Below are 26,930 nucleotides of genomic sequence, written 5' to 3' on the forward strand. Positions count from 1 at the left end.
TCACACGCCGCACAGTGACTACTTTTCAAAGATTTTCCCATATGAGGCTAAAGACATCGTCGTCGGACCAAATGAAGCCGACACGGTCTGGGACGACAGTGAGTTCCTGATCGCGGCGGAGTCAGGTTACCAAAGGCTGCCGGCGATGGAAGGTAAGGATCTCTGGTTCTGGGTTCCACCTGAGCGCTTCGTATGGCGGCGCGAAGGTGGCACGAGCCTAAATCAGCGAATGGACTATCTGCGCGCCCTCTCCGCAACTTCGCCGGAACTGAAAGCCGGACTTTTCGGCGGGAATCTTGATGGCCTGAACAAGATACTTCCGCAGCTCACGGAATTTCTCGCGAAGGTAGGCTCGTGCTACTCGTGGTAGTCATTGCGGGCTAACAAAGGCTGGATGCGGCTACGGACAGGACCTGCCGTTCGAAAGATTGGTCTGCAACGACTGCTTAGTCCCAATTTTTGCCATTCGCGCTACTCAACCAGCGCCTGAATGTACGGCAAGTTTCGACGAGCGCAATTCAGGCCGTGAACGTCCGGTTTTCAGGCGGAAGCGGTCGTTCATACTGGGTTGAAACGGCAGTATTTGACTGAGGTTTTCATCTGGAGCGAGCATTCCGGGAATTGGCTAATCCCGGCCTTCCAGGGGAAGGCCGGGACGAGGCTAGGCAACTTGTACAAACGCTTAGTTCGCAGCGGATTTCGGTTCAGGACTCCGGGCTGCGGCAAGGGCGCCTGTCGCCGATCCTTCAGCGCTGCTGTTGCCGCTGACTTGGGCCGAACGGGCTGTGTCCACCGCGCTCCGCGCCGTGCCTTCGGCTGCGGCAGTGACTTCGCCGGCGAGGTTTCGCGCTGCGTCCGTGCCGACAGCCTGAATAGCGACGCCGGCACTGCGATCGATGCTGTGACTTGCAGAAAGTGCGCCGTTTCCGTCGACCAGCGTGCCCGCCGGTCCAACCGCGGAGGTTGCACTCGTCACTGTACCGGCAACCGTGCCTGCAAGGCCGGCGTTCGCGCTGGCGGAGCCGGAACGCGCGTCAACCGATCGGCTGGCTTCAGCGCTGCCCGAACCCGTGACCGATCCGGTGACGCTCTGGGTGGCCGAGCCAAGCGGGCCAAGAGAACCGCCGAGCGATCCGGCGCCCCCGAGCGCGCCGTTCAGCGTGCCGCTGACGTTGCCGAGAAGCTGCGCATGGGCGGGCGCTGAAATCGCGGCAACAGCAAACGCTGTGATGATAATCCGTTTCATGAGTCTTCTCCTTCAGGGTCGGGGCCTGTTTGTGGCCCGTCAGAAGGAGAACGATCCCGGCTTCACGGTTCATCCCGTGACGCTCTATTTTTTTACGAGGACATCTCCCGGCGCGTTGCGGCACGTCTTGCAGACGATGCCTCGGCCCACCTTGCCACGGCCAGGCACGGCTTCCGCACCGACTATGCGTTCACGTGCATCAGAAGAGCCGCTCGCAGCCGCAAAACGCGCGGCGACAAGCGGTGCGGCGAAAGACGTGCCGCGCACCTTCGCATAACCCTCGCCAGGAAGTGCTGCCACCATATCAGCGCCGGGCGCTGCAAAATCGAGATGCCCTGCGCGTCCCGCTTCTAGGAGCGCCTTGTTGCGTGCATCGACGCCGGTAACGGCGATAACACCGGGATAAGATGCCGGATACATCGCCGGCGCAGCGGGCCCGTCGTTCCCGACAGCCGCAACGATCGTGATTCCGCGCTGGCGGCTGACCTCTACGGCGCGCGCCAATAGTCGATTAGGCGGACCAACGAGGCTGATGTTGACGACCTCTGCGCCGCTGGCGGCAAGCCAGCCGAAGGCTCTTGATATCGCCTCAGCCGATCCAGACGCCGGATTTCCGCCATAGACGTCTGCGGCAAGAAGCGAGCGCCCGACGGCCGCGCCCCGGAAAGCGCCGTCCTTGCCCACAAGCAACGAGGCTATCGCGGTGCCGTGCCCGCTTGCCTGCGGCGCGCCCTGCACAAATCCACGCTGTGTGATGCGCGCATGTGAGAGAGCGGGATGCGCGGCGACACCCCCATCGATGATGCCAATCGGGCGCGCGGCAGGCAGCGCCGATGCGGCCATCGCCTTGCTCACCGCAATCAACGCGCCACCCGCCGGCTCAAACACGTGGTTCATTTCAAACTGGCCGTCAGGGGCAAGCCGGCTAAGACGCTTCAGCGCCTCACGCACAGTATCGCCTTTGGGCACGCCAAGAACATGAATGCGGATACCCAGGTCATGAAGGCCGCTTTCGCGCAGCACGGGAAACCCCGCCGCGCGCACCTGATCGAGCAGGGCAGGTGACGCATCGATCGCGATGATTTCGCCGCGTCGTACCGGATTGCCATCGGCATCTGCCTCAAGCACATCGCGATTGGCGCGGATCAGCGCCTCAAGACGCGCGCGGCGTAGATCGCGCAGGGACACACGGTCCAGCGCGTCCACGGTCCGCAGACCAAGTGTGTCGACGATGCCGCCGACGGTCTGTGGTGTGCCCCGCAGGGGCGAAAGCACACCGCCCACCACTTGGCCGGGCAGTTGGCTCACAGCGCCCGGAAGTAACTGAGCCTGCGCACCGCTGCAAAGTAATGCTGCGGCCATCATCAGTGCTGTGGTTTGCCGTTTCATGGTCGTTCCTTATAAATTTTTTCAGTCATGGATGAAACGATGTGCGGCGAGCGTTTCATCCACGAAGGTGAAAGGAAAAGGCTTGGAAGCGTTCGAAGAGGGCCTGACCGCAATGCTGCCGCGTCTGCGGCGTTTCGCGCATGGTCTGTCGCGCAGCGCGGTCGATGCCGATGATCTAACACAGATCGCGGTCGAGCGCGCGTTGAAGGCGCGGGGGCAGTGGCAATCCGGCACGCGCCTCGATTCCTGGCTCTACCGCATCGTGCGCAATGCCTGGATAGACACGGCACGTGCACGAAGCCGCGAAAGGGCGCGCACGCTTCCCGCCGAGGCAGGAGACCAGGTGGGACATGATCCCCGACCGGGGATCGAGGCTGGGATGGACCTCCGCCTGCTCATGGCCGCGATGTCGCAATTGCCAGACGAGCAGCGCGAGGCCGTCTCGCTCGTGCTCATCGAAGGATTGGGCTACCGGGAGGCGGCGGAGGTTCTGGAGATTCCAGTCGGCACCTTGTCGAGCCGGCTGGTGCGCGGCCGCAATGCGCTGCTCGCGCTGGTGGGTGAAGGACGAAGCGATGATCGATGACGAAACCCTCTATGCCTATCTGGATGGCGAGCTTCCGCCGGAAGAGGCGCAGCGCATCGCGGCGGCGGTTGAGGCCGACCCTGCCCTGTCGGTGCGGTTGGAGGCGCAGCGCCGGCTGCGCGCGCGGCTCCGCATGGCTTTCGATCCCATTGCGAACGCGCCCGTGCCAGCCGGTATTGCTGCCATCGCGGGCGGTGCCAATGTCGCGGGCATTGGAGCAGCGCGTGCGGAAAGCGCACAACGGCGGGGCTTTGGCCTGCCGCAGTGGGCGGCCGTGGCCGCGGCGTTGGTCGCCGGTCTGTTCGGCGGTCATATGCTGGCGCAGCCGCCGGAGGCGCCGGCGGCGATGGAGGGCAATCACATGGTGGCGAGCGCCGCGATCGCGGATGCCCTCGATACCCAGCTTGCCAGTGCCGGCGCTTCACCGCGTGCGGTTCAGGTCCGTCTGACCTTCCGGAATGCAGACGGCGATGTGTGCCGCACCTTTGATACGAGCACCACCTCGGGTGTGGCCTGCCGCGAGAGCGATGCATGGACGATCCGCGCGCTCTTCGCTCACGACGGCCCAGCGGGCGGCACCTACCGCATGGCGGGAACTGCAAACGCAGCCGCGATGACCTATGTCGATGCCGTCATCGCTGGCGACCCTTTCGACGCCGAGATGGAGCGGCGCGCCCGGCAATCCGGATGGGCCAGTCGTTGAAGCACGGTGCGCAAGGTATATGCCTTAGGCAGCGGCTATTTCTGGATACAACCACTCTGATGCGGCCAGCAGGCAATATATATAAATGGGAGGCTTTCAAGGAGCCCGTACAGCCACACTAACGTCAGCTCTGTTGGCGGAAAAAGTCAGACCGAACGGCAACTTCGCACGAGAATGCGGTCGTGCAAACGGCTCGCGCAGCTTCCCCAAATCAGCCCCCGCTTCTCACGCTGGCGTCCCGTTTCTGCTTGTGCCACCACTGCAATCGGGGGGTGCATATGGGCCACGTCTTCAATTCTTATTCCGATCGGGACCTAGCGGTCGCCCGCCGGCCGGTTGATGCGCTGGAGGGTGCCGGCATAAGGCGGCGCCTGATTTTACTTCTCAGTCTGCTGGTCATCGCCGCAAGTCCCGCGCTGGCACAAACCGATGCACCGGACGGGACACTACTATCGTCCGAACTCTGTCCACCCAACCCGAACCGCTCCTACGAAGACTTCGTCCGAATGATCCGCGCGGATCTCGACAGCGAGGTGGAGGCAGCGCGTGAGGAAAACCTGGTCATGCCGCCGATCAGCGACGCGCAGCTGGCGGCAGCGCTCTCGGATCGGGCGCGGGTCGAGGAGGAGCTGGCCTATCGCGGCTTCGAATGCCGGGTCATCCGCTACGCAAGCGGCGGCTTGCGGATCGCCGGCCTCCTGTGGAAGCCCATTGACATAGAAGGCAAGCGCCTGCCGCTGCTGATCGCGTTGCGCGGCGGCAACAACAAGTTCGGCCCGATGCAGCCATGGTTGTACCAAGGCTGGCACGCCATTCTGAAGGCCGGCTATGTGGTGCTTGCCACGCAGTATCGCGGTGGGCCGGGCAGCGACGGCTCTGATGGCTTTGGCAGTCGGGGCGACCTTGACGATGTCCGGAACCTGGTGCCGCTGGCGCAAGCGCTGGGCTATGTCGACACGTCTCAGACCTTCGTGTTCGGCGGCTCCCGCGGAGGGATGCAGGCCTATATGCTGGCGCGGGAGGGGTTTCCGATGCGCGCCATGGCCATCCGGGCCGGCGCCGGTAGTGTTCGCGACGCGAACCGGCCGAAGTTGATGCCGATGCGGGCTCGCATGATGACGGATTATGCCGCAGACCCGGAGGCCGCGCTCGACCGTCGCTCTGCCATCCTGTGGGCGGATGAGATCAAGGTGCCCACTATACTGTTTCATGGCACTGCCGACTGGCGCGTGCCGGTCAAGGACGCGCTCGACGTGGCGCAGGGGCTAAACAAGGCCGGCACGCCCTTCGAACTACACATCTACGAGGGCGACACCCACTCGATGACGCTGAACGCTCCGGACATGATTGCGCGGACGCTCACCTTCTTCGAACACTATCGCACCGGCACAGCCGATGACGGGGCCAAACCATCCGAAGCTGACGCAATGCCTCTGATCCACACCGACGGCGAACTCGACCGGTAGGCCAACCACAACCTGCCATTCGGCTTCAGGACAAAGCCCGCCGTCGCGGGGCATCTGAAGAGACGTCGGCTATTGGGGAAGCCAATCTGCGCGGAGGATGTTCGCAAAGTCGGCAGAATACGACCATTAAGCGTTCGACCAAGACATTCAAACCAGCATCGTTTGTGTCGGAACAATAGCGGCCGGTGTCCTCAGGCTAGCTCGAACGCGCACAGCCAAGGTCGGCCCGTACCTCTCGCGGTGACCGGCCGTATTTGAGTTTGAAGGTCCTGCTGAAGTAGGCAAGGTCGTTAAAGCCCCAAGAATAGCAAGTTTCCGATATTGTCTTCTTGAGCAAAGCGGGGTTCTCGAAATCGGCCTTGCAGCGTTCAAGCCGCCGGTCCCTGATCCAGGTCGCCACGGTGCTGCCGGTCTGGCTGAACAGCATGTGCAGGTAACGGCTGGTGATCTGGTGCGAGGCGGCGATCGCCTCGATCGACAGTTCCGGGTCCGCAAGCCTGATCTCTATATAGTCCTTGATCCGGCGTAGCAGACCATCCTGATGTGTCGAGAGATCACTGTGCCCGCCGCCGCAGTATGAGGCCTCCACGGTCAGAGAGAAAATGTTGATGAGCGAGAGCGACAAGACGTTGAGCTGCGATTGCTCGATCTCCTCGCAACAGGCGAACAGGCCGATCAGGAAGTCCTTGAAGATCTTGTTGATGCCTTTCGCGCCGTCGAACGGCATGCACAGCAATCCGTTGATCAGATCTTGCCGGTGGCTGATGAAACTCCGCGGTATCTTGAGAATGATCCGCTCGACCGGCATGGCGAAATCGATGCTGTAGGGCTTGTCCCCATCAATGATGGTGAAGTCGCCCGGGCGCAACTCGGTGCAGCGGTCATTCTGGACGATGCACCCATTGCCCGACAGCTGCAAGGTGACGAAATAGCCGTTTGCCGAAGAGTTCAAAATGGATTTTTGCGACCGGCGAACCGCGACCGGATCACATGCCATGTTGGTGACCTGAAGGTCGCCAAGAAGTTGGGATCGCCAACACCAGGAAAAATCACCGCCGAACTTGCGTTGGGCCTCGACCTGAAAGCGCGAGCGGCAGAAATCGCTTTCGAACGCAGCGAACCCGTTGCTCGCGCCTTGGTCCGGAACGATCATCGCATGTTGCAAGTCACGATATCTCCTGATTGATCCGCGCTCTCTCCGCCCATGCTCGGGGCGGCGTCATGAGGTTTCTCGAGCGCGTTGATCGTTCGCATCCTGATGGACCCAGCTGAACAGTTCGGCATTACCGAAGGGAAGATGGTTCAGACCGCTGTCCCGGTCAACACGGACCTGTACCAGCGCGGTTTTCTCTGAAGCGAACGCCCGGGCGACCGCAGCCGCGATGTCGTCGGCGCGTTCGACATATTCACCGTGGCCGCCGACGGCTGCGATCATCTGGTCGTAGCGGGTCGGATGGAAGCGCGCTTCGGGAGTCGACCCCATCTTGGCGTCCAGCGCCGCCAATTCCGCGCCGTAGGACTGATCGTCGTTGACGATCACGACAACCGGCAGGGCGTGGCGCACGGCCGTTTCGAGATCCATGACGTGAGGGCCGAGCCCGCCGTCGCCGGTGATGAGGCAGACGCGCCGATCGGGCGCCGCCATCTGCGCGCCGAGCGCATGTGGCAGGCCCGCGCCCATCAGGCCGAAAATGACGTTCCATATATAGTCGTTGCTACGCTGTTCGAAGGCATCATTGAGGTAGACACCCGTCAGGCCGCACTCGGTTATAATGATCGCGTCGTCGGGTACCGCTTCACGGGCTCGTGCCATCAGTTCATAAGGATGCATCGGCACGAGCCCCGACGCAGCTTCGATGCGCTGCCTGCGTTCCGCGAGAAACCGCTCGCGCCACGTTCCGAGCCTGGGGTTCCGTGCTCGCGCCGGCCCCTCTTCGAGTGCCGACAGCAGCTGGCCCAGCACATCGCCGATCGCGCCGCAAACAGGGATGTCGATCGGACGGTTTACGCCGAACGCGGCGGGATCCTCGTGGATCATGATCCACTTGCGGGTTATGTCACCTTTCGCCCAATGTCGCTGCCGGCCGTAATTGACATGTTCGGTGATGGTGGTGCCGACGGCGATGACGAGATCGGTCTCGTCGATGACCTCGCGGATCGTGTCGCTGCTGAAATTGATGTAGAAATCCTCATCCTCGCGCACCGCGCCCCGTGAGGTCATCGGCGTGGTGGCAGGACAGCCGATCGACAGCGCGAGGCGACGCAGCAGATCGAAGGCGCGGCTGGGCTGCACGGCCTCGCCGGCGAGGATGAGCGGAGAACGTGCATTTCGGATAGCATCGGCCGCCTGCAGAATCTGGGAAGCCGGGGCGGCGGCGCTGCCGAGGCGATAACGCCGGGTGAGCGGCAGAGGATCGTAGGGGAAGCTGTGCTGGTGCCCTTCGTAGTCGACTTCGACATAGACCGGGCCGGGCGTTCCGCTCATCGCATGGCGAAAGGCCTGCTGCATCATCTCGTCGACCTGCCGCGGATGCAGGATCTTTCCGGCCCATTTGCAGATGCCGGCGAAGGCGGGGAAGACGAGCTCGCTGTGCAGGAAGCGGCCGGTCCGCACCCCGGTTGTGCTTTCATGCTGGCGCGACGCGCCGATCAGGATTACGGGGATGTTCTCCTCGCGGCAGCTGATCGCTGCGGCGAGCATGTTGGCGGCGCCGGGGCCCTGGGCGCCCATCGCCACCTGCGGTCGCCCGGTCAGGCGGTAATAAGCAGCGGCCATGAACACGCCGGCGGCCTCGTGCCGAGCCCCGACCATGCGCATGCCCTGGCGAAGCGCATGCATCTGGATTTCCATCAGCGACAACTCGCCATGGCTGGAGATCAGCTCGACGCCTTCGGCCAGCAGATTCTGCACGATACGTTCGCCGACCGTCATGCGGTTCGTCATACCCAACCCCTTCTTCATTCAACCGCAGAAGCTTTCACATCGGCCGGTAGAATCATTGACCGTCACCGAATGAATTTTTGACCTGGCTGCGACGGGGCCGCGCAGGCTGTCGTCCGAACCGCTCCCGAACCGCCGAAGGCAAAATCTCTTTCGGTCTCGCGCAAAGGCCGGGTCCGCTCGCCGTGTACAACCCGTTTGTTCGCCACATCTGGTGTTCAGCGCACTGCGCAAAGCGTGCCCAAACGGGGAGATTACGGGACTGTGGTGCAGGGTATCGACGCGCTCAAGGCGGCTTTGCGGGAACGGTTGGGCCAAAGGCAGAACGTCACACCGGCGGAGCGGCGCGCAAAAACCGACATGATAGCCCGTTTCGGGGCGCCCGATGCGCGGATGCCGTCCACGCCGGTCATGCTCGGCAATGTCCCCGCCGCGCGGTTTGATCCGGCCGAGGCGAGGCACGGCGGCTGCGTCATCTATGTGCACGGCGGCGCCTTCGTCGCCGGCTCGTCCACGTCGCACGCCTATATCGCGTCCCGGCTGGCGACAGGCCTTGGCGCGCCGGTTTTCGCACTCGATTACCGGCTGGCGCCGGAGCATGTCTATCCGGCCGCGCTGGAGGATGTGATGGTGGCGGTCGACGCCGCCGCGGCCCTCTTCGGATCGCGCAACGATGTCGCCCTTGCAGGCGACTCCGCCGGAGGCTCTCTTGCGCTCCTGGCGGCGCTCCGCCTGCGCGACGGGGGCGACAATGTCCGCTGCCTCGCCGTGATCAGCCCGGTACTGGATTTCCAATGTTCGGCCGACAGTTACGATGGATTGCGCGACCGGGATCCCTTCATCAACAGGTCCGGCCTGATGCAGGATATCGCGGCCTTCCTCGGTCCGACCGCGCCCGATTGTTCCGAACTGTCGCCGCTGACCTGCGGGCTCTCCGGTCTTCCGCCGCTGCTGATCCAGGTCGGGTCGGAGGAAGTCCTGATCGACGACGCGATCGCGCTGGAGAAGAAGGTCCGTGAGGCCGGCGGCCGGGTCGAACTGAACATCTGGCCCGACATGGTGCACGTCTGGCACCTCTTTCCGCACTATGTCGAGGAAGCGGATCAGGCGATCGCCGAGATCGTCGCCTTTCTGGGCCGGAACTGACGGCGCCTGCACTCAGCGCCGGTGGAGCGTCCCCCGCTTATGCCGCGCTCCGCCTGAGTGCTTCGATCTGGCTGTCGAAATAGGCGGCAACATCCGGTCCGAACGGCGGGCGCTGGCTCGCCAGCACGGCTTCATCGCTCTGCTGGGTCACGACGGAAACCGAATTGCTGAAGGTCTTGAAGCCTTCGTGGCCGCGATACCGGCCCATCCCGCTCGCGCCGACGCCGCCGAAGGGGATCTGTTCGTGGAAGATCTGGCACAGCGCGTCGTTGATCACGATGCTGCCGGTCTGGATGCCGCTGGTGACAAGGCCGATCTCGGCGTCCTCGGTTCCGAAATAATAGGCCGCCAGCGGGTGCGGCCTCGATCGGATGAAGCGCAGGCTGTGCTCAAGGCTGTTCGATGCAATAATCGGAAGGATCGGGCCGAAGATCTCCTCCTGCATAACGGCCATGTCGTCATGTGCGCCAATGACGATCGTGAAGGGAAATTTGCGGCTGCGTTTCCCGGTATCGACATCGTTATGGTTGACGGTGCGGATGTCTGCGCCCTTGGCGCGGGCATCGTCGATGAGCGCCTGCAGGCGGCCGTAGTAGCGATCGCTGATGATCGCGGTATAATCGTCGTTTTCCGTGATCGTGGGATAGAGGTGGTGGGCTGCCGCCAGCATTCCATCAGCCAGCCCGTTGATCATGTCGCCCGGCGCGAGCACATAGTCCGGCGTCACGCAGACCTGGCCGCCAAACGCCAGCTTCGCCTGTGTCAGCCGCGCCGCCGCGAGCGTCACGTCGGCCGATCGGGTGATGACGACCGGGCTCTTGCCGCCGAGTTCGAGCGTCACCGGCACCAGATTGGCGCTTGCCGCCTGCATGACCTTGCGCCCGACCGCGGTTGAACCGGTGAAGAGGATGTGATCGAGCGGCAGGCTGGTCAGCGCCTCGGCGATCTCCGGTCCCCCTTCGAGCGGCGCGACCTCGGCCGGATCGAACAGCGCGGTGAGACCCTCGGCCATTAGCTGCGAGGTCGCGGGGGCGAGTTCGGGGAGCTTCAGGAGAACGCGGTTTCCCGCGGCCAATATGCCCGTCATCGCCAGACTGCCGAGCAATACTGGTCCATTCCACGGGATGATCGCACCAACGACACCGCGCGGCGCGCGGTGAATCGCGACGTCGACGTCCGGCTGGCCGATATCCAGCGGTTCAGGCGCCATCCATGCCCCCAGACTGTCCCGGGTGAAACGGATAGCGCCGATTCCGCCCAATATGTCGGCGACGCGTGTCAGGATCGGGCTGCGTCCGCCGAAGTCGGCGTACAAGGCCTCAACGAACAGCTTCTCGTAGCGCAGCAGGAACTGTTCGAGTCGGCGAAGACGATCGATGCGGACATGGAGCGGAGGAGAGCCATCGGCCAGGAAAGCAGCGCGCTGGCGTTCGAACGCGCCGCGCACGTGGGCGGCAGAGATAGGGGCGGCGATGCTCATCGTCTCGGCTCCTCATCGATGGCTGGAACAATCGTTGCGCTGTAGGTTGCAGGATCGGCTTCGAGCCAGCCGACCAGGTCCATCACGTAGGGCGGGGCATGCGCATAACTCGCGCTCTGGTCGGTCGCGACTTGCACCAGCGCCGGCTTGCCGGAAGCGAACGCTCGCGCAATGGCAGGACCAATTTCACCCGCATCGTCGACATATTCCCCGTGCCCGCCGATCGCCACGGCCATCAGGTCGTAGCGGACAGGGCTGAACGTGGTCTCGATCGTGTGGCCGACATGCGCGACATGGGCCGCCATCTCGGCGCCCAGGCACTGATCGTCGTTGACCACCACGACCACCGGCAGCTTGTGCCGTACCAGCGTTTCGAACTCCATGAAATGAAAGCCGAGCGCGCCGTCGCCGCTTAGCAGGCATACAGGTCGTTCGCGGCCAGCGGCGAGCTGCGCACCGATCGCATAGCCGAGGCCCGTGCCGAGGTGCGAGAAGTTCGAGGTGTAAAGAAAATCACGGCTGCGCTGTTCGAAGAACGCGATTTTGTAGAGGATGGTCAGCCCGCCGTCGAGCACCACAACCGCATCGTCGGGCACGGCCTTGCGGGCTTCAAGCATCAGTCTGGACGGATGGATGCGATTGGTGAGGGGGATCTCGGCTTCCAGCCTTTCCCGTTCGCCGAGGTAGGCGGCCCGCAGGGCAGGCAGACCGGCTTGAGGCTGCATGGGACCCTGCTTCTCGATCTCGTCGGCCAACTGCGCGATGGTAAGAGCCGGGTGGCCGATCACCGCGAGATCGACGGGGCGGTTGACGCCTACCGCCGCGGCGTCACGCTCGAGTACGATCACCTTGCGATCCTCGCCGCCCTCCGCGAAGTGGCCCAGCCGGCCATAGCCGCTCATCTCCGGGAAGCATGTGCCGATCGCGACCACGAGATCAGCGCCGGCGATTGCGTTCCGACCTGCTTCGCTCATGGGCAGCAGCACCTGCGCATCGGTTTCGGGCACAGCGCCGCTGCCGCCCATCGTCATCAGCACGGGCGCGCCGAGCAGTCGGGCGAGCCGGGCGAAAGCATCGTGCGACCGGGTGCGCACCACATCGTCTCCCGCCACCAGCAGCGGCGATCTGGACGCACGGATCATTCGGGCAGCGTCTTCGATGGCCACCGCATCGGCACGTTGCGGTCCCGTCCGGTAGCGCGACGGCGGGATCAGCGGCGGGAAGGACCAGGCCTTGTCATGGATCGAATAGTCATATTCGATATAGACTGGGCCTGGCGTTCCCGAGAGTGCCCGGCGGAACGCCTCCTGCACCACTTCATCAATACGGTCCGGGTGGTCGATGGCCGCCGCGAACTTGCAGGTGCTGCGGAACATGTCGAGCATCGGCGCGTGCAGCCAGCGACCCTGGCGTACCGCGAGATTCGAGGCGTTCTGCCGACGGGCGCCCATCAGCAGCACGGGGATGTTTTCCTGCGCGGCGCACACTGCGCCCGGCAGGAGGTTGGCGACACCCGGGCCGATCGCCCCGAACGCCACCTGAGGGCGGCCCGTCATGCAATAGTAGCCCGAGGCCATGAACACTGCCGAGGCCTCATGCCTCGGCCCCACGACGGCGATGCCGTTGCGCTCGGCATGCATCTGGATATCGACCATGCTGAGGTCGCCCTGGGAGAATATCGTGTCGACCTGCTCTTGTATCAGCAGGTGAACAAACCGTTCCCCGAACGTCATGGTATCGTTCATCGTGCCTCCGGGACGGGTGATCCATCGCATCCCGTCAAACGATGATCAGCGGGCCGCGGAGCGTCAAGCGCCCCGGCGGCCAGGTCAAGAATCTCTTCGCTTACGTGCCGTTTTCCCTGCGCGAACGCTGGAAGGTCAAAATTTCCTTCCTGCCTTGGCAACGCAAAATGGGCCGCTCTCCATATCATCGTTGTCTCGTGGGGAACCGCACGGACCGAAAAACAAAAGCGCGTCCGCCGGATCGATTTTACAGGGAGGTTTACAATGCTGTTCGGGGGAAAACAGATCAACGCGGGAACCGGACCCGCACGTCTTGCGCGGGCCATGTTGATGTCGGGCGCGGGATCGATGCTTGTCGCGCTCGCGCCGGCAGCGCAGGCGCAAGAGCAGGCAGAACCCGAGGTGACACCGGCCGCTGAGGGCGAAATCCTGGTGATGGCGCGCAAACGCTCCGAAAACTTGCAGGATACGCCGATTGCGATCACTGCCCTCACCGGCGCCCAGCTCGAGGCGCGCAACACCACCAAGATCGATACCATCGCCCAGTTCGCGCCGAACGTCGTCTTCGAGCCGGCGGCGCCACTCACCGGCGCATCGAACAACGGCTCGGTCTTCATTCGCGGCATCGGCACCACCGAGTTCTCCCTGGGGACGGAACCGGGCGTCGGCATCTATGTGGATGGTGTCTATCTGGCGCGCACCAGCGGCAACGTCATGTCGCTCCTGGATGTGGAATCGATCGAAGTGCTGCGCGGGCCGCAAGGTACGCTGTTCGGCCGTAACAGTGTCGGCGGCGCGGTGCTGCTGCGCTCGAAGCGACCCGCCGCGGATCTCGGCGTCCGGTTCCGGATGGAAGCGGGCACCGACAATCTGATAAATGCCACGGCGGCTGTCGACCTGCCCATCTCCGAATCCGTTCGCACCAACTTCACCGTCCAGCGCCGTTCCCAGTCCGGCTATGTCCGCGACATCGCCCGGATCGAGGATTTCGGCCGGCAAGGCAGCTGGTCCGGTCGCGGCATCGTCGAAGTTCAGGCCACCGACAACCTACGTTTCACAACCCACGCCGATTATACGCGCGAGAAAAACAGCGCCGCACCGTTCGTACTCGTGCAGTTGTTCGAGACCAATCCGCTCTCGGGCGAACCGACCAGCGTGGCGCTTGCCAACGCCGGGCTCGGTTGCAGCGGCGGTGTCGCGGGCAATGCCGGCGGTGCTTGCGTCGATGAGTATTACATCCGCGGAAAGCATGAGACTGTGTTCGGTTACTCGACCGACAGCGCGTATCTCAACGATTACAGCAAGCGCCCCTTCAATTCGTTCGACTACACCAAGGTGTGGGGCGTCAGCGAGACCATCGACCTCAGCATCGGCGACACCGACGTCAAGTCGATCACCGCCTATCGCAAGCTGTCGGCCAGCAACCCGCGCAATCCCGACCATACGCCCTTCAATGTCCTCGAAGCGAACAGTGATCTGGGCCAGAAACAATTCTCGCAGGAACTTCAAATCAGCGGCACGGCGTTCGACGAGCGGCTGGACTGGATTTTCGGTGGCTATTATCTGAAGGAGACGGGCTATCAGCTCGACGCCGTCGATATCTGGGCGGTGACGTTGCATTCCGGCGGAGCGTTCAAAAACAAGAGCAAGGCCGCTTTCGCCCAGGCGACCTACAAGCTGTCCGATGCTATCAGCCTCACGGGCGGCCTACGCTATACCGACGAGCACAAGGTGTTCAGTCCCAGTTCCAAGCATTTCGCGCTCGGACGTACACAGGTGATCTACGAGTTCCGCCCGTTCGCGCTCGGCCTTCCGGACGCGACGCCGGCCGATCCGAAAATCGCCATCCCACCGATCCTCCTCATCAACAATTCGACACCGTTGGATTATAGCGAATGGACGCCACACGCCGATATCTCCTGGCGCATCGATCCGAACGTGCTGACCTACGCATCCTACTCGCGCGGCTACAAGGCCGGGGGATTCGAGCAGCGGATCGTCCAGCCGGTCGCGGAAGCGACGACCTTCGACGTCGAAACCGTCGACGCCTACGAGCTCGGGGTCAAGACGACGCTGTTCGATCGGGCGCTGCGCCTGAACGGCGCGGTCTTCTACACCGACTACAAGGGACTGCAGTGTTCTGTCGTACAGGGCATTGCGCCGACCATCATCAATTGCGGTGACGGCACGATCAAGGGCGCCGAGGTCGAGGCAAACTACCATCCCACGCCAGAGCTGACGGTCGATTTCTCGCTCGGCTATATCGACGCCGGCTGGAAGAAAGCCTCCCTTCTCCCGGCCGCGCTGGCGGTGGGCATTACGCCGGACAGCAAGTTCGCGATGGTTCCTGAATGGACGGTTTCGGGAGCGATTTCCTACCTATTCGAGCTCCCCGGCGGGGCCAGCCTCACGCCGCGGGTCGATTGGTCCTACAAGTCAAAGGCCTTCCGTGATTCGACCAACACGCCGGTGCTCGCACAGTCCGGCTATCATCTCGTCGATCTCGGGGTGACCTGGCAGTCGGCTGACGAGCGTATCTCGGTGACTGCAAGCGGAAAGAACGTCTTCGACAAGCTCTACTCGATGGCCGGGGTGCTGCAGCCTGACGGCGGCTTCGCGGAAGCGGTCTATTCGCGCGGATCGGTGTGGTCGCTTATCCTTCAGACAAAGTTCTGACTGTCGTCGCGAGGGCGATGCCCCGCTTGAGATTGAGTCCGATCAACAGCAAAACGGAATGCGGACTGCGAGCGGCGACGCGGGAATGATGCCAGATCTTACGTCTAGGCCATTGAGTTCCGCTTCCGGTGCGTTGTCGCCGGAAGCGGACAGTCCAAAGAGAGGCACAAAGCCGCCGTCGAGCGACAAAACAAACGGACGGCAGGTATCAGGTGGCGCGATTGGCATCAATGACGTCCGAGATGTTGGCGGCTGCTGTCCCTAAGCTTTTTGTAGCAGGTGGCTCCTCTGCCACGTCTGATCTGTTGTCTTCGCGATGTGCCTCGTTCGCGGCCGTGAGGGGGCAAGAAAACACTATTTGAACAGAGGGTGCGCGGGGGCGACGCTTACTACGGTGAATATGCCTTCCTGCGGGGGGCGGGGCGGATAAGGGCGCAACTGATCCGAAGACCCGTGTTCAGTCCTCGTTCCGATCGTGTCCCTGTCCGTCGAGCAAAACGCCCGGCGTTACCTTGAGGGGTTTTGCGAGTTTCTCGACGACGGTGATCGTGGGGTTGCGTGCACCCCGTTCGATATCGCTCACATAGGTGCGGTGGATGCCGGCGCGGTCGGCATAGTCTTCCTGGCTCCAGCCCTTTTCCCGACGGAGCTTGCGGATGTTCCTCCCAAGGCGCGCGCGTATGTCCACGCGCGCATCAAGACCTCGATGTCGATTATCGATCTACAGACGATCAGTGACAAAATCGTTGACTGTCGCGGTGATACGAGCCCAAGTCGTGTCACTGATCGTATACATGTTGAGGGTGCAATGACTATAGAACCGGGTGCTGGACCTGCTCAGCGGGTAGAACCAAAGCAATGGAAGGCCATCCACGTGGCCAGCCTGCTCGTGATTACCTTTCCCGTTGCAGTTCCTCTTCTGCTGATCGGCACGGGTCTGAACGGCTGGTGGCCGCTTGCGATCGTCGGGCTGCTCTTCATTGTCGCGCTCAATAGCGACCGGATCGCCATCGGTCCGCTGAAGGGCAAGGGTCTTCGCTGGACGCTCGTGATACTGGCGCTGTTCTCCCAATTTACGCCTATCATAAACGTTGTGCGCCAAGCCGAGCTTGAGAACGATGCCCGCCGCCTCCTCGTCAGCCTCACGCCGATAGGGCGGTCATGGCAACACGAACACCCTTTTTTTCATCGTTTCGATGACCTCCCATTCGCCGATGAAACCCAACTTGCGAACGCATGATGCTTTTCTGGTGATCGATGCGGCGACGCTGATGGGTGCGATCATGAACGCGTTTTATGACGGCTATGCAGGCCTGTTTTCGACAACCCCTTCCTTGTGGAGAAGCTGCGCGCGGCAGGTGAGGTGGAAGGTGAGCGGCTATGGCCATGCCGACGGACGATGACTATCTTGAATTGATGCGCAGCCCGATTGCGCACCTGCGCAACGCGCCGAATGGAGGGTGGTGCCCTCAATGCTGCGATTTTCTTGCGTCAGTTTGTGGGCAACCGACGTTAGGCGCATATTGATATGGCGGCGACCGTTTGGGCTTGATGCAAGCGGAAAGCGGCACTGGCCTCAGTGTTCGCCTACTTTCGCGTTTTCTCGAAAGCCCTTCCGCCGAATAGCAGGGGCTCTGGGCGCAAATTCATCCGCCGCCCGGCGAGCGGCGGCGGGTGCAGTTAAAGCGCGCCCGTCTGCATGCGTTCCGCCGCGTGATGCGCCGCCCGGGCTGTCAACGCCATGTAGGTAAGCGAAGGGTTCTGGCAAGCCGACGAAGCCATGCAGGCTCCGTCTGTGACGTAGAGATTGGTTACGTCATGGGCATAATTGGCGCCGTTCAGAACCGACGTGGCAGGATCATGCCCCATGCGTGCTGTTCCCATTTCATGAACCTTTGCGCCGAGCACTTCGGGCACTTCTCCATCGCCGAACGGCAATACAGTGTAGCCGGCGGCCGTGAGCATTTCGCGCGCATCGGCACGCATTCGTTTTATCATCTTGAGTTCGTTGGGGCCGTAATCGCATTCGATGTGGCAGATGGGCATGCCCCAGCGATCACGTTCGTTCTTGAGGATAACACGATTGGCCGGATTGGGAAGCATTTCGCCAAATCCGCCCAATGCAAAAATCCATGGGCCAGGCTGACGCAGCCTGTGTTTCAACTCAAGCCCGATACCCGGCGTGGTTTTTGCCAGGGCCCAGTTCATGCGCGCGCTATATCCTTGGAAGGCATAGCCGCGGACGAAGTCTTCCACTGGTTCACTGATGTTTCTGTAGCGCGCCAAATACGTCCCCGTTGGTCGCCGACCGTAATAATATCGATCCTCGAAACCTGGGACCATTGCCACTGCGTCCCCGGCCACGTGGTCCATAAGATTGCGCCCGACTTGGTCGGAGCGGTTGGCAAGTCCCGTCTGGAAGGCTTCCGATGTTGAGTTCAACAAGATCTGTGCGCTTGCAATCGCAGATGCGCACAAAAAAATCACGCGCGCGCGGTACTCGCTTTTGCCCAAGGAGTTTGCATCCACAACTCGGACGCCGCCTGCCCTGCCTGTCTTGGGGTCATGGATTATGCTGTCAACGACGGCATCGGTAATGATGGTGACATTGCCGGTACGCTGGGCAGCGGGAAGCGTGGCACTCAGGCTTGAGAAATAGGCGCCAAAGGAACAGCCACGTGCACAAACCTCCCGTGATTGGCACTGTCCGCGGCCCAGCTCAAGATGTTCCTGTGAGGGTTCCGTCAGATGCGCGGCGCGGCCGATAAACAAATGCCGTCCAGGAAATCCATGTGCGAGCTTGCGCTGAAAATCCTTTTCGACAGCGGTCATTTCAAATGGCGGCAGGAATACCCCGTCGGGGACTTGGGGAATATTCTCGCGTGAACCGGTAACGCCGATAAAGCGTTCCACGCGATCATACCAGGGCGCTATGTCGGCATAGCGGATAGGCCAGTCTACGCCATAGCCGTCGCGGCTGTTCGCCGAAAAATCAATGTCGCTCCAACGGTAAGTCTGTCGCGCCCAGGTGAGCGATCGGCCGCCCAGATTGTGCGCTCGAATCCAGTAGAATGGTTTCTTTTCCGGCGTGGTATAGGGATGCTCACTGTCCTTCACCCAAAATTGCTTGGTTGCGCTGCTGAAGGAGGAGCAGGTGCTCTGCACGCTGTAATGTTGTGCCACTTCGACTTCCGCGACGCGATTGCGATTGTCCAGTTCCCAAGGCGCCAGATTGTCGTGATAGTCGACGCCATGCGTGATCTTGGGACCGCGCTCGAGCACAAGTACTTTGAAACCCTTCTCCGCTAACTCCTTGGCGGCCCAGCCACCAGTCATGCCAGACCCGACGACGATTGCATCAAAATCCATTCTGGAGTCCTCTCAAACAGCCCATGCGCGGCCCATTTCGGAAAGCGATATGTCGCCACGATAGATGCCCGGGATCGGCTCATAGCGAAGCTCCTGTGTTGCTCCGGGCTCGGATAGATAATAGGCCGTGAGCAAAAGTTCTTTCAGGCGCACATAAGGACTGCCGGGCTTGGAAAGTTCCGCCGCGTCATGGGCCGCAAGAAGCTCAAGCTTCTGCTCCGGCGTGAGCGCCCGAAATCCGGCATGGAGCAATGCATGGCTGTTCGCGTCGATAGCATCGAGAGCCATGTTGAACTGCGCCTTTGTCTCTGCCGATCCCCAGGAAGCGATCATTTGATCGACATAGGCCGGCACCCCTGCGGACCGTGCACCCGCCGTGTCGGTCTCTGGGATCATTACATCGGCAACATTTTCAAGCAAAGCGAAGCGCGGTGCCGAAAAATAGTGGGTTTGAGTCTGCGTTACCGCATAGGCGGGGAGTGTGCTGGTCGCCGCGGAAGCTGTAATGAGTAGCAGGGCCCGCTCAAGCAACATTCGCCTGCTCACATCATTGATACTCAGTGTCACTGGCATTCCTTTCCTTCCCGCCGCGTGGCCCAGACTAGCGCGCCGGCGAGCATTTTTTTGTAGTTCGGCTCTGCATAGATTTCGGGCCGATGCCCCAATGCAGAATAGAAGGCCCGCCCGCGGCCCTCGCAATGCCACCAAGCGATTGGGTGATCCATGCCCATCGCAACGTCGCCGGGTTGGTAGGATCTCTCGTCCACATCGGCGAGAACATGGTAGCCACTGCGCCGAACGGATCGATCGAACGAATACCATTCGTCAACACTGTTCCATTGAGAGGGCATATCGCGCGTTGCCGGATGGTTCCTGTCGCGGATACGGACGACGGCATTTTGCAACTGCGGATCCTGTGTGTGGCCGATGAACTGCGCGCCGATCAAATGTTCGACATACCAGCGCCAGCGATAACGTGGATCGCCGCCACTGCCATGAAAGGCAACAAAGCCGCCACCAGCTTCGATATAAGTCTTAAAGGCCTGACGCTGATCTTTGGTTAGGACATCGCCGCTTACATTGTTCCAGACAACGGCATCGAAGCGTGTCAGCTGTTTCGTGTTGAACACCGCTCCGTTGTTCGTGAAGAAGATTCCCCAGCCATGTTCTCGCGCAATCGCCCCAAGCAATTTATTCGCCGCTGGGATCGCATCTTCATGCCGGAAGCCGTTTGTTTTTGAGAATATGAGAATCGCTGGGCGTGCGAGCTCCCGCGGCAAGACGGGAGGAACCTTCTCGTAGATTCTGTAGCCAATATACACGCGGTAGAATGTTGGCCCGATCGTCACAACGACGAGGATGATGAACGCCGTCACCAGCCCCAGCACGACGCGCAGAACGTTTTTCCAGGTCAGTTTCATCGACCATCCCTGCATTGGCAGATAGGCGCTGGCTGCTGGTTTATCGCTGAGGGCAGATAGGTTTGAACTGTGCGCGTTGTGGCGGCGATGTATCGATGCTCCGCTATGGCTACCATTAATCTAGTGGCACTAGGACAGGATCGCATTTTTGTTCATCCTTTCGTGCATGGTATCCTATTAACAAGATATTCTGTTAAAGAATATTATATTTCTATATTGAAATCAAATGTCATATACGAATATCGAGCTGACGCAAGGGCGGATGAAGACAGGCGGACTTGTAAACGCACTGGCGGAGGATCGATTGCTTGAAGAGATTGCAAGCGGACTGCCGGATGGCCTGATGCGTCTTTCACTTCATCCTACCATGCTGCAAAGCTTTGCAAGATGGCTCCGGTGTGGGCAGGCGATAACCGATCGCATTGTGCGGCCTGATGGCGGCGTAATGACCTTGCCAGTGTTCGATCATGACCGCCTGCTTTAAGCAGACAACCCAGCGTGAGCGTGCCCAAGAACAGAGAAAAGACAGCTAGCTTCGATATCTGGCGGTCAATTCAGAGGCTGTGAGTGCTTGCCTGCAGCCAGAGCCATAAAATGACCCTCGCGGTTATGTAAGTGCAGATCGCAGCCGGGTTCGGTATTGTTGGGCGGTGTTCTGATCCCATGGGCTCTATCATGCATTTCCGCGCTAGCGTGCGCACTTTGGCTGTCACAACTTGCGGGAGATCAGTTCCTTCATCACCTCGTTCGCGCCGCCATAGATGCGCATGATGCGGGCATCCGTATAGAAGCGCGAGATCGGATATTCGGCCATGTAGCCATAGCCACCGAACAGCTGCAGGCATTCATCCATGACCTTCCCCTGCAGATCGGTGAGCCACCATTTCGCCATCGCAGCCGTTTCATTGTCGAGCGTATCCGCCGTAACGCGTTGGATGCAGTCGTCAATGAAGGTGCGCGCGACACGAATCTGCGTCTTCAGTTCGGCGAGTTTGTGGCGCACGGTCTGCATCTGGATCAACGGGGCGCCAAAGGCCTGCCGCTCCGAGACATGCATTCTGGTGAGAGAAAAGGCCGTTTCCATCGCTGCAACAGCGGCGACACCGATTGCCGTGCGTTCGTAGGGCAGGTCATTCATCAGCTGAAAAAATCCCTGACCTTCGACCTCGCCGAGCAGGTTTTCCGCCGCTACTTTGACGTCGTTGAAGAAGAGCTCGCAGGTGTCCTGGCCCTTCTGGCCGATCTTTTCGAGAATTCGTCCGACTTTGAACCCTTCCAGCCCAGCCGTTTCGACGAGGAGGATCGACATGCCGCGCGCGCGATCATCCGGTGATGTCTTGCAAACGACGCCGATGAGCCCGGCGATCGAGCCATTCGAGATGAAGGTTTTCGACCCGTTGAGCACATAGGCGCCACCATCGCGCACTGCGCGGGTGCGGATACCTTGCAAATCCGACCCCGCCGAAGGTTCGGTCATGGCGATGGCGCCGATCAGGTCTCCGGATGCGAGGCGGGGGAGGAAGTGGTGCTTCTGCGCCTCCGTACCATGACCGAGGATGTAGTGTGCGAGTATCGAATGCACGAGTGGAGCCCACCCTGTGTAACCTCGCCCGGCCGTCTCCTCACCGATGATTGCCTCGCAGCGGAAATCAGCACCGCCGCCGCCATACTCCGACGGAATATCCGTACACAGAAGGCCGAGTGCGCCGGCCTTGCGCCATAGCGCCGGATCGACATGCCCTTGTTTCCTCCACCTGTCTTCGTGCGGTGCAATCTCGGCTTCAACGAACTTGCGTACCGTATCGCGGAACATCGCAAGCTCATCCGTCATCCAGCGCGGGGAGATCATGGCGTTGTTCTCCTTTGGTGTCTTATTGCGGCGCGATCTCCATATCGATGCCGAGGTGCTCGCCGACGATCTGCAAAGTATTGCCTATGCCATCCGGGTGCATCGCACCCTCGAACGACTGTACCTCCTGCCAGCGTGCAGCCAGCGCCTCGACATCGAAGCGGGTGTCGGCATCGAACAGGGCGCCGCGCGATTGTTCCCAGCGCAGACGCGTTACCCAGCCGCCGCCCACCTCGAAGATCTGACCGGATTCGGCGCAGTTCTCACTGCAGAGGTAGACAGCGAGCGGCGTCACGAGGTCAGGGTTGAGGCCTGCGAGCATGGCCGGCGGCATCACCGTCTCGGTGAGGCGCGAGGCAGCGATCGGGGCGATCGTGTTGACCTGAATCCCACGCGGGCCGCCTTCGATCGCGAGCGTCTGGGCAAGGCCGTGAAGCCCGAGCTTGGCCGCAGAATAATTGGCTTGCCCGAAATTCCCGTAGATGCCTGCGCCGGACGACGTCATCAGCACACGGCCATACCCTTGTGCCCGCATATACGGCCATGCAGCATGCGTAACCGAATAGCTGCCTGTAAGATGGACGCGCAGGATAAGGCTCCAGTCTTCGTCAGTCATCTTCTGGAAGCTTGAGTCGCGGAGAATACCTGCGTTATTCACCACCACATCGACGCGCCCGAAGTTGTCGAGCGCGCATTGCACAATCTTGTCGCCCTGTTCGACTGAATCAGCATTGGCGACGGCAGTGCCGCCCGCACCTCTGATTTCTTCAACGACGCGGTCGGAAACAGACTTGCTTTCGCCTTCACCACGTCCCGATCCGCCGAGATCGTTGACGACGACCTTCGCGCCCCGACGCGCGAATTCGAGCGCGTGGCTGCGGCCAAGGCCGTTGCCCGCACCGGTGACGATGACGACGCGATTCTCAAAACTGTAGCTGCTCATCCGTGTTCCTTCAGGAAATGGCAATGACGGCGTCGCCGGCGAGTTTCACGTCTCCGGCCTGATTGGCCGCAATGATGGCGAGACGCGCGCGCGCCTCGCCGTCCGTCGTGAAGCGCTCGGTCACTGTCGCGGAGCAGGTGATCTCATCGCCGAGGTGAGTGATCGCAGAGAAGCGGACGCCGAAACTGCGGAGTGCAGATTGCGGCGCCCAGTTGGTCAGCATCTGCCCAAGATAGGCCATCGACAGCATGCCGTGCGCGAATACGTCGTCCATGCCCGCGCGGCGTGCGAAATCGATGTCGACATGAATCGGGTTGTGATCGTTCGAGGCGCCACAAAACAGCGCAAGCGTCGTACGCGTGATGGCAGGTTTGGTAAGCGGCGGGAGTGTGTCTCCCACGGCGAGCGCGGTGGTTGCAGTCATCCTGCTATCCTTGCCTGTATGCTAGCGTATTGCGCGTTTTCATGGCAATCTCGCCGCGCTGGTTCGTCGCGATGCCTTCGAAAACGTAGAATGCCAGGGCACCGCCGCGTTTTTCGAAAATGTCGACAAGCGTTTCCGTGATCGTGATCGTATCGCCCGCGCAGATCGGTACGCCGTATTCGAATGCCTGCTCGGCGTGGAGGATACGGCCGAGATCAAGGCCGAGCGACGTGTAGGTCGCGAATGGATCGGGCCGCGCGAGATTGAGTGAGAAGGCGAACGTCGGCGGAGCGGGGAGGGCGTTGTAGCCTGCCGCCTTCGCTGAGGCTTCGTCCGTATACACGGGGTTTGTCTCGCCCGTTGCTTTTGCAAAGAACTTCAGCTGACCGGCCTCGACGGGCACCGTCACGGGTGCAGATTTCGTTCCGATATAACTAGGATCGGCCATCGTCATCCTCGCTGGTACAGGCTCACGACACAGGCGCCGCCGAGCCCTAAATTGTGCTGGAGCGCTGTCCGCGCGCCTTCGACCTGACGAGCGTCGGCGGTCCCACGCAGCTGATGCGTGAGTTCGTAACACTGGGCGAGGCCCGTTGCGCCGAGCGGATGCCCCTTGGATAACAGCCCGCCGGAGGGGTTCGTCACATAGCGGCCGCCATAGCTGTTATCGCCGTCGGCGATAAACTGTGCTGCGCCGCCCTCAGGGCAAAGGCCGAGCGCCTCGTATGTGATGAGCTCGTTGTGCGCGAAGCAATCGTGCAGTTCGATGACGTCGATGTCCTCAGGGCCGAGATCGGCGGCCGTGTAAACGGCCTTGGCCGCGGCTGCGGCCATATCGTAGCCGACGAGCTGCATCATGTCGCCCGCGGCGAAGGTGGAAGCCGTGTCGGTGGTCATCGCCTGCGCCAGAATCCGGATGTCTTTGCGCAGGCCGTGCCGGTTCGCGAAATCGTTCGAAACGAGGATGGCGGCGGCGCTGCCACATGTCGGCGGGCAGGCCATCAGACGGGTCATCACGCCCGGCCAGACGGCCGGGGACTGTAGCACGTCATCGGGCGTGATCTCGGTGCGGAACAGTGCCAGCGGGTTGTTTCTGGCGTGGCGGCTCGCTTTCGCGCGGATCTTCGCGAAGTCGGCAAGCGTGGTGCCGTACTTGTCCATGTGGCTTTTGCCGGCGCCGCCGAAATATTTGAGCGCCAGCGGGATCTCGGCATGACCGACGAGTTCGTCGCAGACATCGTCGAATGTCTCGAACGGGCTCGTACGATCCTTGAAGACGGTGCCGAGCGCCCCCGGCGTCATTTGCTCGAAGCCAACCGCCAGAACACAGTCAGCCGCGCCGGTCTCGATTGCCTGCCGCGCAAGGAATAGGGCGGATGAGCCCGTCGAGCAGTTGTTGTTGACGTTGAAGACGGGAATGCCCGTCATGCCGACGCGGTAGAGTGCGCGCTGTCCGCACGTCGAATCGCCGTAGACGTAGCCGGCGAACGCCTGTTGGATGGCATCATAGTCGAGCTCGGCGTCCTGCAGCGCCAGTCCCACCGCGGCGGCGGCCATTACATCGTAGCTCTCCGATGCGCCCGGCTTGGCGAAGGGGATCATGCCGACCCCTGCCACAATCGGCTTTTGCTCAAATGTCGAGGCCATACCTATCCTTTCGCTGCGGCGCGCACATCCAGAAGGATAATCGGCACGCTGCGTCCAATGCCGACTGTTCCTGAGATATTCGCGTGAGGAATGGATCGTGGTGGAGCGGGCGAAGGCTACGCCTTCAAGGCTGCGACAAACTGGCGGGCGATACGGCTCGGTTCCCAGCGTGTACGCCAAGCGCAGCCCATCTCGAGATGGTCGAAGATATCGAGGTCTAGCAGCCGAAAGCGTTTCCGGAACGTTCTGGAAACGGCGTAGCGGCGCGATATGACGCTGACAGCATCCGTCGATTGCACGATTTCAGCAATGATGGGGTAATAGCCGACAATGTGGAGCTGCCGCAAAGGATCGGCCGCGGGGTCTTCCTTCAGCAGCGCGACGACCTTGTCCGTATAGGCGTTGGCAAGATCGGTGGCGATAAAAGGGTAGGCGCGTATGTCTTCGCGCGTAACCTCTGCCTTCCCGTCAAGCGGATGGCCCTTTCGCACGTAGAGGCCGGCTTCTATCGCTGCGACCTGCTCGTAGCGGAACTCCGCTTCGCCGCCGATGGCTTCGAGGGGGCCGACCAGAATATCGAGATCGCCGCGATTGAGCAGTTCGATGCCGCGCTCCGGCGAAACCGCGTGAAGTTGGATGCGGACTGCGGGATATTGCGCAATGACCGTGCAAATCGCGTGATTGAGCAGCCCCTGGAGCAAGGCGGGGCAAACGCCAATCCGAAACAGCGCGGTCGCTGCCGCCCTGTCTTCGCGACTGTCCTCAATCAGTCGCTCATAGTCCGATAGGATGTGCGCGGCCCGGTTCAGGAAGGCACGGCCCTTCTCCGTCGGCGTGACGCCGCGCGCCTTTCTCTCGAAGAGGGCGTAGCCGAGCTCCTGCTCCATCGCGGCGAGGCTTTTGGTCACGCTCGACTGGGTGGTGTGCAGGCTCCCGGCAGCCGCAGAGATCGAGCCGGAGCGGTCGACCTGTACCACATGTTTTAGACGCGTGAACCGCACCGATGGTGTCCCGATCCCGTTTGCGCTTATTCTGCTATCCGGCCTTCAGCCATTGGTACAGTCCGCTGTGATCGAGTCTGTCCCGGCCGCTGGTGCACATCTCCGCGAAAAGCAATCTCACAAGTGCGAGAGTAGGCAGTTCAAGTCCAGCATCCTCGGCAAGCTGCTGTGCTGTTGCAAGATCCTTGAGCTGTGTGGATGCGTGAGCGCCGGGCTGAAAATCACCCGATGCCATGCGAGGGCCATGAATGCGCAGCACGCTCGAATCCGCGAAGCCGCCCTGAAGTGCGGAAATGACGGCGGTAACGTTGGCGCCGCCTGCTTCGGCAAGCAGTAGTGCTTCCGCCACAGCGGCGATACTGATGCCGACGATCGTCTGGTTCGCAAGCTTGACGACCTGACCTGATCCTACCGGCCCGACATGCGTGATGTGGCCCATTGGGGCGAGAACGGGCTCCACCCGGGCGATGTTTGCTGCATCACCCCCTGCCATAATGGTAAGCGTACCTTCACGGGCTCCAATCTCGCCGCCCGAGACCGGAGCGTCGATGTAAGCGATACCCTGAAGACCTAGCCGCTCCGCTTGCCGCCGCGCCGTTGCAGGGGGAATCGAGCTCATTACCACAACGCACGCGCTGTGCGGGATAGCTACGGCTACGTTGAGGTCGCCGAACAGAATATCGTCGGAGGCCTCTCCAGTGCTTACCATCAAGATGACAATGTCAGCGTCAGTGACAGCTTGGGCGGCGGAGGCAGCCATGCGAGCGCCTGCCGATACAGCTGTTGCGAAGTCTCCTGGAGTGCGATTCCACACCCGAACGTCATGACCCGCCGCTGCGATACGTGCCGCCATAGGCTGGCCCATGATTCCCATGCCGAGAAAACCGACGATCACGGG

The 26,930-nt window shown here is 61.5% G+C and carries 25 protein-coding genes; 8 read left to right on the top strand and 17 right to left on the bottom strand.

The features are described from left to right. Positions 1-682 precede the first annotated feature (682 nt). The gene (locus tag ACE3TJ_RS12220) at positions 683-1,246 is read right to left on the bottom strand and encodes a hypothetical protein (RefSeq protein WP_374596482.1); all 564 of its coding nucleotides are present in this window, start codon (positions 1,244-1,246) and stop codon (positions 683-685) included. Between the two features lie 84 nt (positions 1,247-1,330). After that, complete coding sequence (locus ACE3TJ_RS12225; RefSeq protein WP_374596484.1) at positions 1,331-2,635, bottom strand: S8 family serine peptidase; 1,305 nt, start codon at positions 2,633-2,635, stop codon at positions 1,331-1,333. Between the two features lie 31 nt (positions 2,636-2,666). Between ACE3TJ_RS12225 and ACE3TJ_RS12230 the strand changes: the two genes are divergently transcribed. The 3 genes from ACE3TJ_RS12230 to ACE3TJ_RS12240 all read left to right on the top strand — a co-directional run bounded on the left by ACE3TJ_RS12230 (position 2,667) and on the right by ACE3TJ_RS12240 (position 5,390). After that, complete coding sequence (locus ACE3TJ_RS12230) at positions 2,667-3,221, top strand: RNA polymerase sigma factor (protein WP_374596486.1); 555 nt, start codon at positions 2,667-2,669, stop codon at positions 3,219-3,221. Then, the gene (locus ACE3TJ_RS12235) at positions 3,211-3,924 is read left to right on the top strand and encodes an anti-sigma factor (RefSeq protein WP_374596488.1); all 714 of its coding nucleotides are present in this window, start codon (positions 3,211-3,213) and stop codon (positions 3,922-3,924) included. The genes ACE3TJ_RS12230 and ACE3TJ_RS12235 overlap by 11 nt, the downstream gene beginning before the upstream one ends. Before the next feature lie 278 nt (positions 3,925-4,202). Beyond that, positions 4,203-5,390: an alpha/beta hydrolase family protein gene (locus tag ACE3TJ_RS12240; protein ID WP_374596490.1), complete on the top strand. Its 1,188-nt coding sequence runs from the start codon at positions 4,203-4,205 to the stop codon at positions 5,388-5,390. A 196-nt stretch (positions 5,391-5,586) separates the two neighbouring features. Here ACE3TJ_RS12240 and ACE3TJ_RS12245 read toward each other — a convergent pair whose 3' ends face one another. Further along, positions 5,587-6,555: a helix-turn-helix domain-containing protein gene (locus tag ACE3TJ_RS12245; RefSeq protein ID WP_374596492.1), complete on the bottom strand. Its 969-nt coding sequence runs from the start codon at positions 6,553-6,555 to the stop codon at positions 5,587-5,589. Between the two features lie 54 nt (positions 6,556-6,609). Beyond that, complete coding sequence (locus ACE3TJ_RS12250) at positions 6,610-8,322, bottom strand: thiamine pyrophosphate-binding protein (RefSeq protein ID WP_374596494.1); 1,713 nt, start codon at positions 8,320-8,322, stop codon at positions 6,610-6,612. Positions 8,323-8,595: 273 nt separating this feature from the next. On the opposite strand from ACE3TJ_RS12250, the gene ACE3TJ_RS12255 reads away from it, so the two are divergent. Next, a complete protein-coding gene (locus tag ACE3TJ_RS12255) occupies positions 8,596-9,477 on the top strand; it encodes an alpha/beta hydrolase (RefSeq protein WP_374596496.1) in 882 nt (293 codons plus the stop codon). 37 nt (positions 9,478-9,514) lie between these two features. Here ACE3TJ_RS12255 and ACE3TJ_RS12260 read toward each other — a convergent pair whose 3' ends face one another. After that, on the bottom strand, positions 9,515-10,957 hold the full coding sequence (locus ACE3TJ_RS12260) for an aldehyde dehydrogenase family protein (protein ID WP_374596498.1): 1,443 nt from the start codon (positions 10,955-10,957) through the stop codon (positions 9,515-9,517). Then, on the bottom strand, positions 10,954-12,702 hold the full coding sequence (locus ACE3TJ_RS12265; protein WP_374596500.1) for a thiamine pyrophosphate-binding protein: 1,749 nt from the start codon (positions 12,700-12,702) through the stop codon (positions 10,954-10,956). Before ACE3TJ_RS12265 ends, ACE3TJ_RS12260 begins: the two co-directional genes overlap by 4 nt. Positions 12,703-12,966: 264 nt before the next feature. Between ACE3TJ_RS12265 and ACE3TJ_RS12270 the strand changes: the two genes are divergently transcribed. Then, entirely contained in the window at positions 12,967-15,378 is a 2,412-nt protein-coding gene (locus ACE3TJ_RS12270; RefSeq protein ID WP_374596502.1) for a TonB-dependent receptor, read from the top strand. 457 nt (positions 15,379-15,835) lie between these two features. Here ACE3TJ_RS12270 and ACE3TJ_RS12275 read toward each other — a convergent pair whose 3' ends face one another. Continuing rightward, the gene (locus ACE3TJ_RS12275; RefSeq protein WP_374596504.1) at positions 15,836-16,066 is read right to left on the bottom strand and encodes a helix-turn-helix domain-containing protein; all 231 of its coding nucleotides are present in this window, start codon (positions 16,064-16,066) and stop codon (positions 15,836-15,838) included. 186 nt (positions 16,067-16,252) lie between these two features. On the opposite strand from ACE3TJ_RS12275, the gene ACE3TJ_RS12280 reads away from it, so the two are divergent. Both ACE3TJ_RS12280 and ACE3TJ_RS12285 read left to right on the top strand, forming a co-directional pair. After that, complete coding sequence (locus ACE3TJ_RS12280; RefSeq protein ID WP_374596506.1) at positions 16,253-16,618, top strand: hypothetical protein; 366 nt, start codon at positions 16,253-16,255, stop codon at positions 16,616-16,618. After that, a complete protein-coding gene (locus ACE3TJ_RS12285) occupies positions 16,605-16,781 on the top strand; it encodes a hypothetical protein (protein ID WP_374596508.1) in 177 nt (58 codons plus the stop codon). Before ACE3TJ_RS12280 ends, ACE3TJ_RS12285 begins: the two co-directional genes overlap by 14 nt. A 277-nt stretch (positions 16,782-17,058) precedes the next feature. On the opposite strand, the gene ACE3TJ_RS12290 is transcribed toward ACE3TJ_RS12285, so the two are convergent. Genes ACE3TJ_RS12290 through ACE3TJ_RS12300 form a run of 3 tightly spaced genes read right to left on the bottom strand, consistent with a single transcriptional unit; the run spans position 17,059 to position 20,168 of the window. Beyond that, positions 17,059-18,747 carry a GMC oxidoreductase gene (locus ACE3TJ_RS12290; RefSeq protein ID WP_374596510.1) on the bottom strand — a complete coding sequence of 563 codons (1,689 nt, stop codon included), beginning with the start codon at positions 18,745-18,747 and terminating at the stop codon, positions 17,059-17,061. A 12-nt stretch (positions 18,748-18,759) separates the two neighbouring features. Then, entirely contained in the window at positions 18,760-19,314 is a 555-nt protein-coding gene (locus tag ACE3TJ_RS12295) for a gluconate 2-dehydrogenase subunit 3 family protein (RefSeq protein ID WP_374596512.1), read from the bottom strand. Beyond that, positions 19,311-20,168 (bottom strand): ThuA domain-containing protein, encoded by an 858-nt coding sequence (locus ACE3TJ_RS12300; protein WP_374596514.1) that lies wholly within the window; start codon positions 20,166-20,168, stop codon positions 19,311-19,313. Before ACE3TJ_RS12300 ends, ACE3TJ_RS12295 begins: the two co-directional genes overlap by 4 nt. Positions 20,169-20,394: 226 nt before the next feature. Between ACE3TJ_RS12300 and ACE3TJ_RS12305 the strand changes: the two genes are divergently transcribed. After that, positions 20,395-20,652: a hypothetical protein gene (locus ACE3TJ_RS12305; RefSeq protein WP_374596516.1), complete on the top strand. Its 258-nt coding sequence runs from the start codon at positions 20,395-20,397 to the stop codon at positions 20,650-20,652. 225 nt (positions 20,653-20,877) lie between these two features. On the opposite strand, the gene ACE3TJ_RS12310 is transcribed toward ACE3TJ_RS12305, so the two are convergent. The 7 genes from ACE3TJ_RS12310 to ACE3TJ_RS12340 form a co-directional block, all read right to left on the bottom strand. Next, entirely contained in the window at positions 20,878-22,017 is a 1,140-nt protein-coding gene (locus ACE3TJ_RS12310) for an acyl-CoA dehydrogenase family protein (RefSeq protein WP_374596518.1), read from the bottom strand. A gap of 22 nt (positions 22,018-22,039) precedes the next feature. After that, positions 22,040-22,960 (bottom strand): SDR family oxidoreductase, encoded by a 921-nt coding sequence (locus ACE3TJ_RS12315; RefSeq protein WP_374596520.1) that lies wholly within the window; start codon positions 22,958-22,960, stop codon positions 22,040-22,042. A gap of 10 nt (positions 22,961-22,970) precedes the next feature. Further along, a complete protein-coding gene (locus tag ACE3TJ_RS12320; protein WP_374596523.1) occupies positions 22,971-23,384 on the bottom strand; it encodes a MaoC family dehydratase in 414 nt (137 codons plus the stop codon). Between the two features lie 4 nt (positions 23,385-23,388). After that, entirely contained in the window at positions 23,389-23,832 is a 444-nt protein-coding gene (locus ACE3TJ_RS12325; RefSeq protein ID WP_374596525.1) for a MaoC family dehydratase N-terminal domain-containing protein, read from the bottom strand. 2 nt (positions 23,833-23,834) lie between these two features. After that, entirely contained in the window at positions 23,835-25,031 is a 1,197-nt protein-coding gene (locus tag ACE3TJ_RS12330; RefSeq protein WP_374596527.1) for a lipid-transfer protein, read from the bottom strand. Between the two features lie 116 nt (positions 25,032-25,147). Continuing rightward, positions 25,148-26,032 carry a LysR family transcriptional regulator gene (locus tag ACE3TJ_RS12335; RefSeq protein WP_374596529.1) on the bottom strand — a complete coding sequence of 295 codons (885 nt, stop codon included), beginning with the start codon at positions 26,030-26,032 and terminating at the stop codon, positions 25,148-25,150. A gap of 34 nt (positions 26,033-26,066) precedes the next feature. Continuing rightward, the gene (locus ACE3TJ_RS12340) at positions 26,067-26,927 is read right to left on the bottom strand and encodes an NAD(P)-dependent oxidoreductase (protein ID WP_374596531.1); all 861 of its coding nucleotides are present in this window, start codon (positions 26,925-26,927) and stop codon (positions 26,067-26,069) included. Positions 26,928-26,930: the final 3 nt, after the last annotated feature.

The sequence above is a fragment of the Sphingosinicella sp. genome, assembly GCF_041916975.1.
Classification (GTDB): domain Bacteria; phylum Pseudomonadota; class Alphaproteobacteria; order Sphingomonadales; family Sphingomonadaceae; genus Sphingosinicella.

Coding starts and splice junctions, on each gene's coding strand:
- ACE3TJ_RS12220 (WP_374596482.1), bottom strand. CDS start 1,246: ATGAAACGGATTATCATCACAGCGTTTGCTGTTGCCGCGATTTCAGCG.
- ACE3TJ_RS12225 (WP_374596484.1), bottom strand. CDS start 2,635: ATGAAACGGCAAACCACAGCACTGATGATGGCCGCAGCATTACTTTGC.
- ACE3TJ_RS12230 (WP_374596486.1), top strand. CDS start 2,667: ATGAAACGATGTGCGGCGAGCGTTTCATCCACGAAGGTGAAAGGAAAA.
- ACE3TJ_RS12235 (WP_374596488.1), top strand. CDS start 3,211: ATGATCGATGACGAAACCCTCTATGCCTATCTGGATGGCGAGCTTCCG.
- ACE3TJ_RS12240 (WP_374596490.1), top strand. CDS start 4,203: ATGGGCCACGTCTTCAATTCTTATTCCGATCGGGACCTAGCGGTCGCC.
- ACE3TJ_RS12250 (WP_374596494.1), bottom strand. CDS start 8,322: ATGACGGTCGGCGAACGTATCGTGCAGAATCTGCTGGCCGAAGGCGTC.
- ACE3TJ_RS12260 (WP_374596498.1), bottom strand. CDS start 10,957: ATGAGCATCGCCGCCCCTATCTCTGCCGCCCACGTGCGCGGCGCGTTC.
- ACE3TJ_RS12265 (WP_374596500.1), bottom strand. CDS start 12,702: ATGAACGATACCATGACGTTCGGGGAACGGTTTGTTCACCTGCTGATA.
- ACE3TJ_RS12270 (WP_374596502.1), top strand. CDS start 12,967: ATGCTGTTCGGGGGAAAACAGATCAACGCGGGAACCGGACCCGCACGT.
- ACE3TJ_RS12290 (WP_374596510.1), bottom strand. CDS start 18,747: ATGGATTTTGATGCAATCGTCGTCGGGTCTGGCATGACTGGTGGCTGG.
- ACE3TJ_RS12300 (WP_374596514.1), bottom strand. CDS start 20,168: ATGAAACTGACCTGGAAAAACGTTCTGCGCGTCGTGCTGGGGCTGGTG.
- ACE3TJ_RS12305 (WP_374596516.1), top strand. CDS start 20,395: ATGTCATATACGAATATCGAGCTGACGCAAGGGCGGATGAAGACAGGC.
- ACE3TJ_RS12310 (WP_374596518.1), bottom strand. CDS start 22,017: ATGATCTCCCCGCGCTGGATGACGGATGAGCTTGCGATGTTCCGCGAT.
- ACE3TJ_RS12315 (WP_374596520.1), bottom strand. CDS start 22,960: ATGAGCAGCTACAGTTTTGAGAATCGCGTCGTCATCGTCACCGGTGCG.
- ACE3TJ_RS12320 (WP_374596523.1), bottom strand. CDS start 23,384: ATGACTGCAACCACCGCGCTCGCCGTGGGAGACACACTCCCGCCGCTT.
- ACE3TJ_RS12325 (WP_374596525.1), bottom strand. CDS start 23,832: ATGGCCGATCCTAGTTATATCGGAACGAAATCTGCACCCGTGACGGTG.
- ACE3TJ_RS12330 (WP_374596527.1), bottom strand. CDS start 25,031: ATGGCCTCGACATTTGAGCAAAAGCCGATTGTGGCAGGGGTCGGCATG.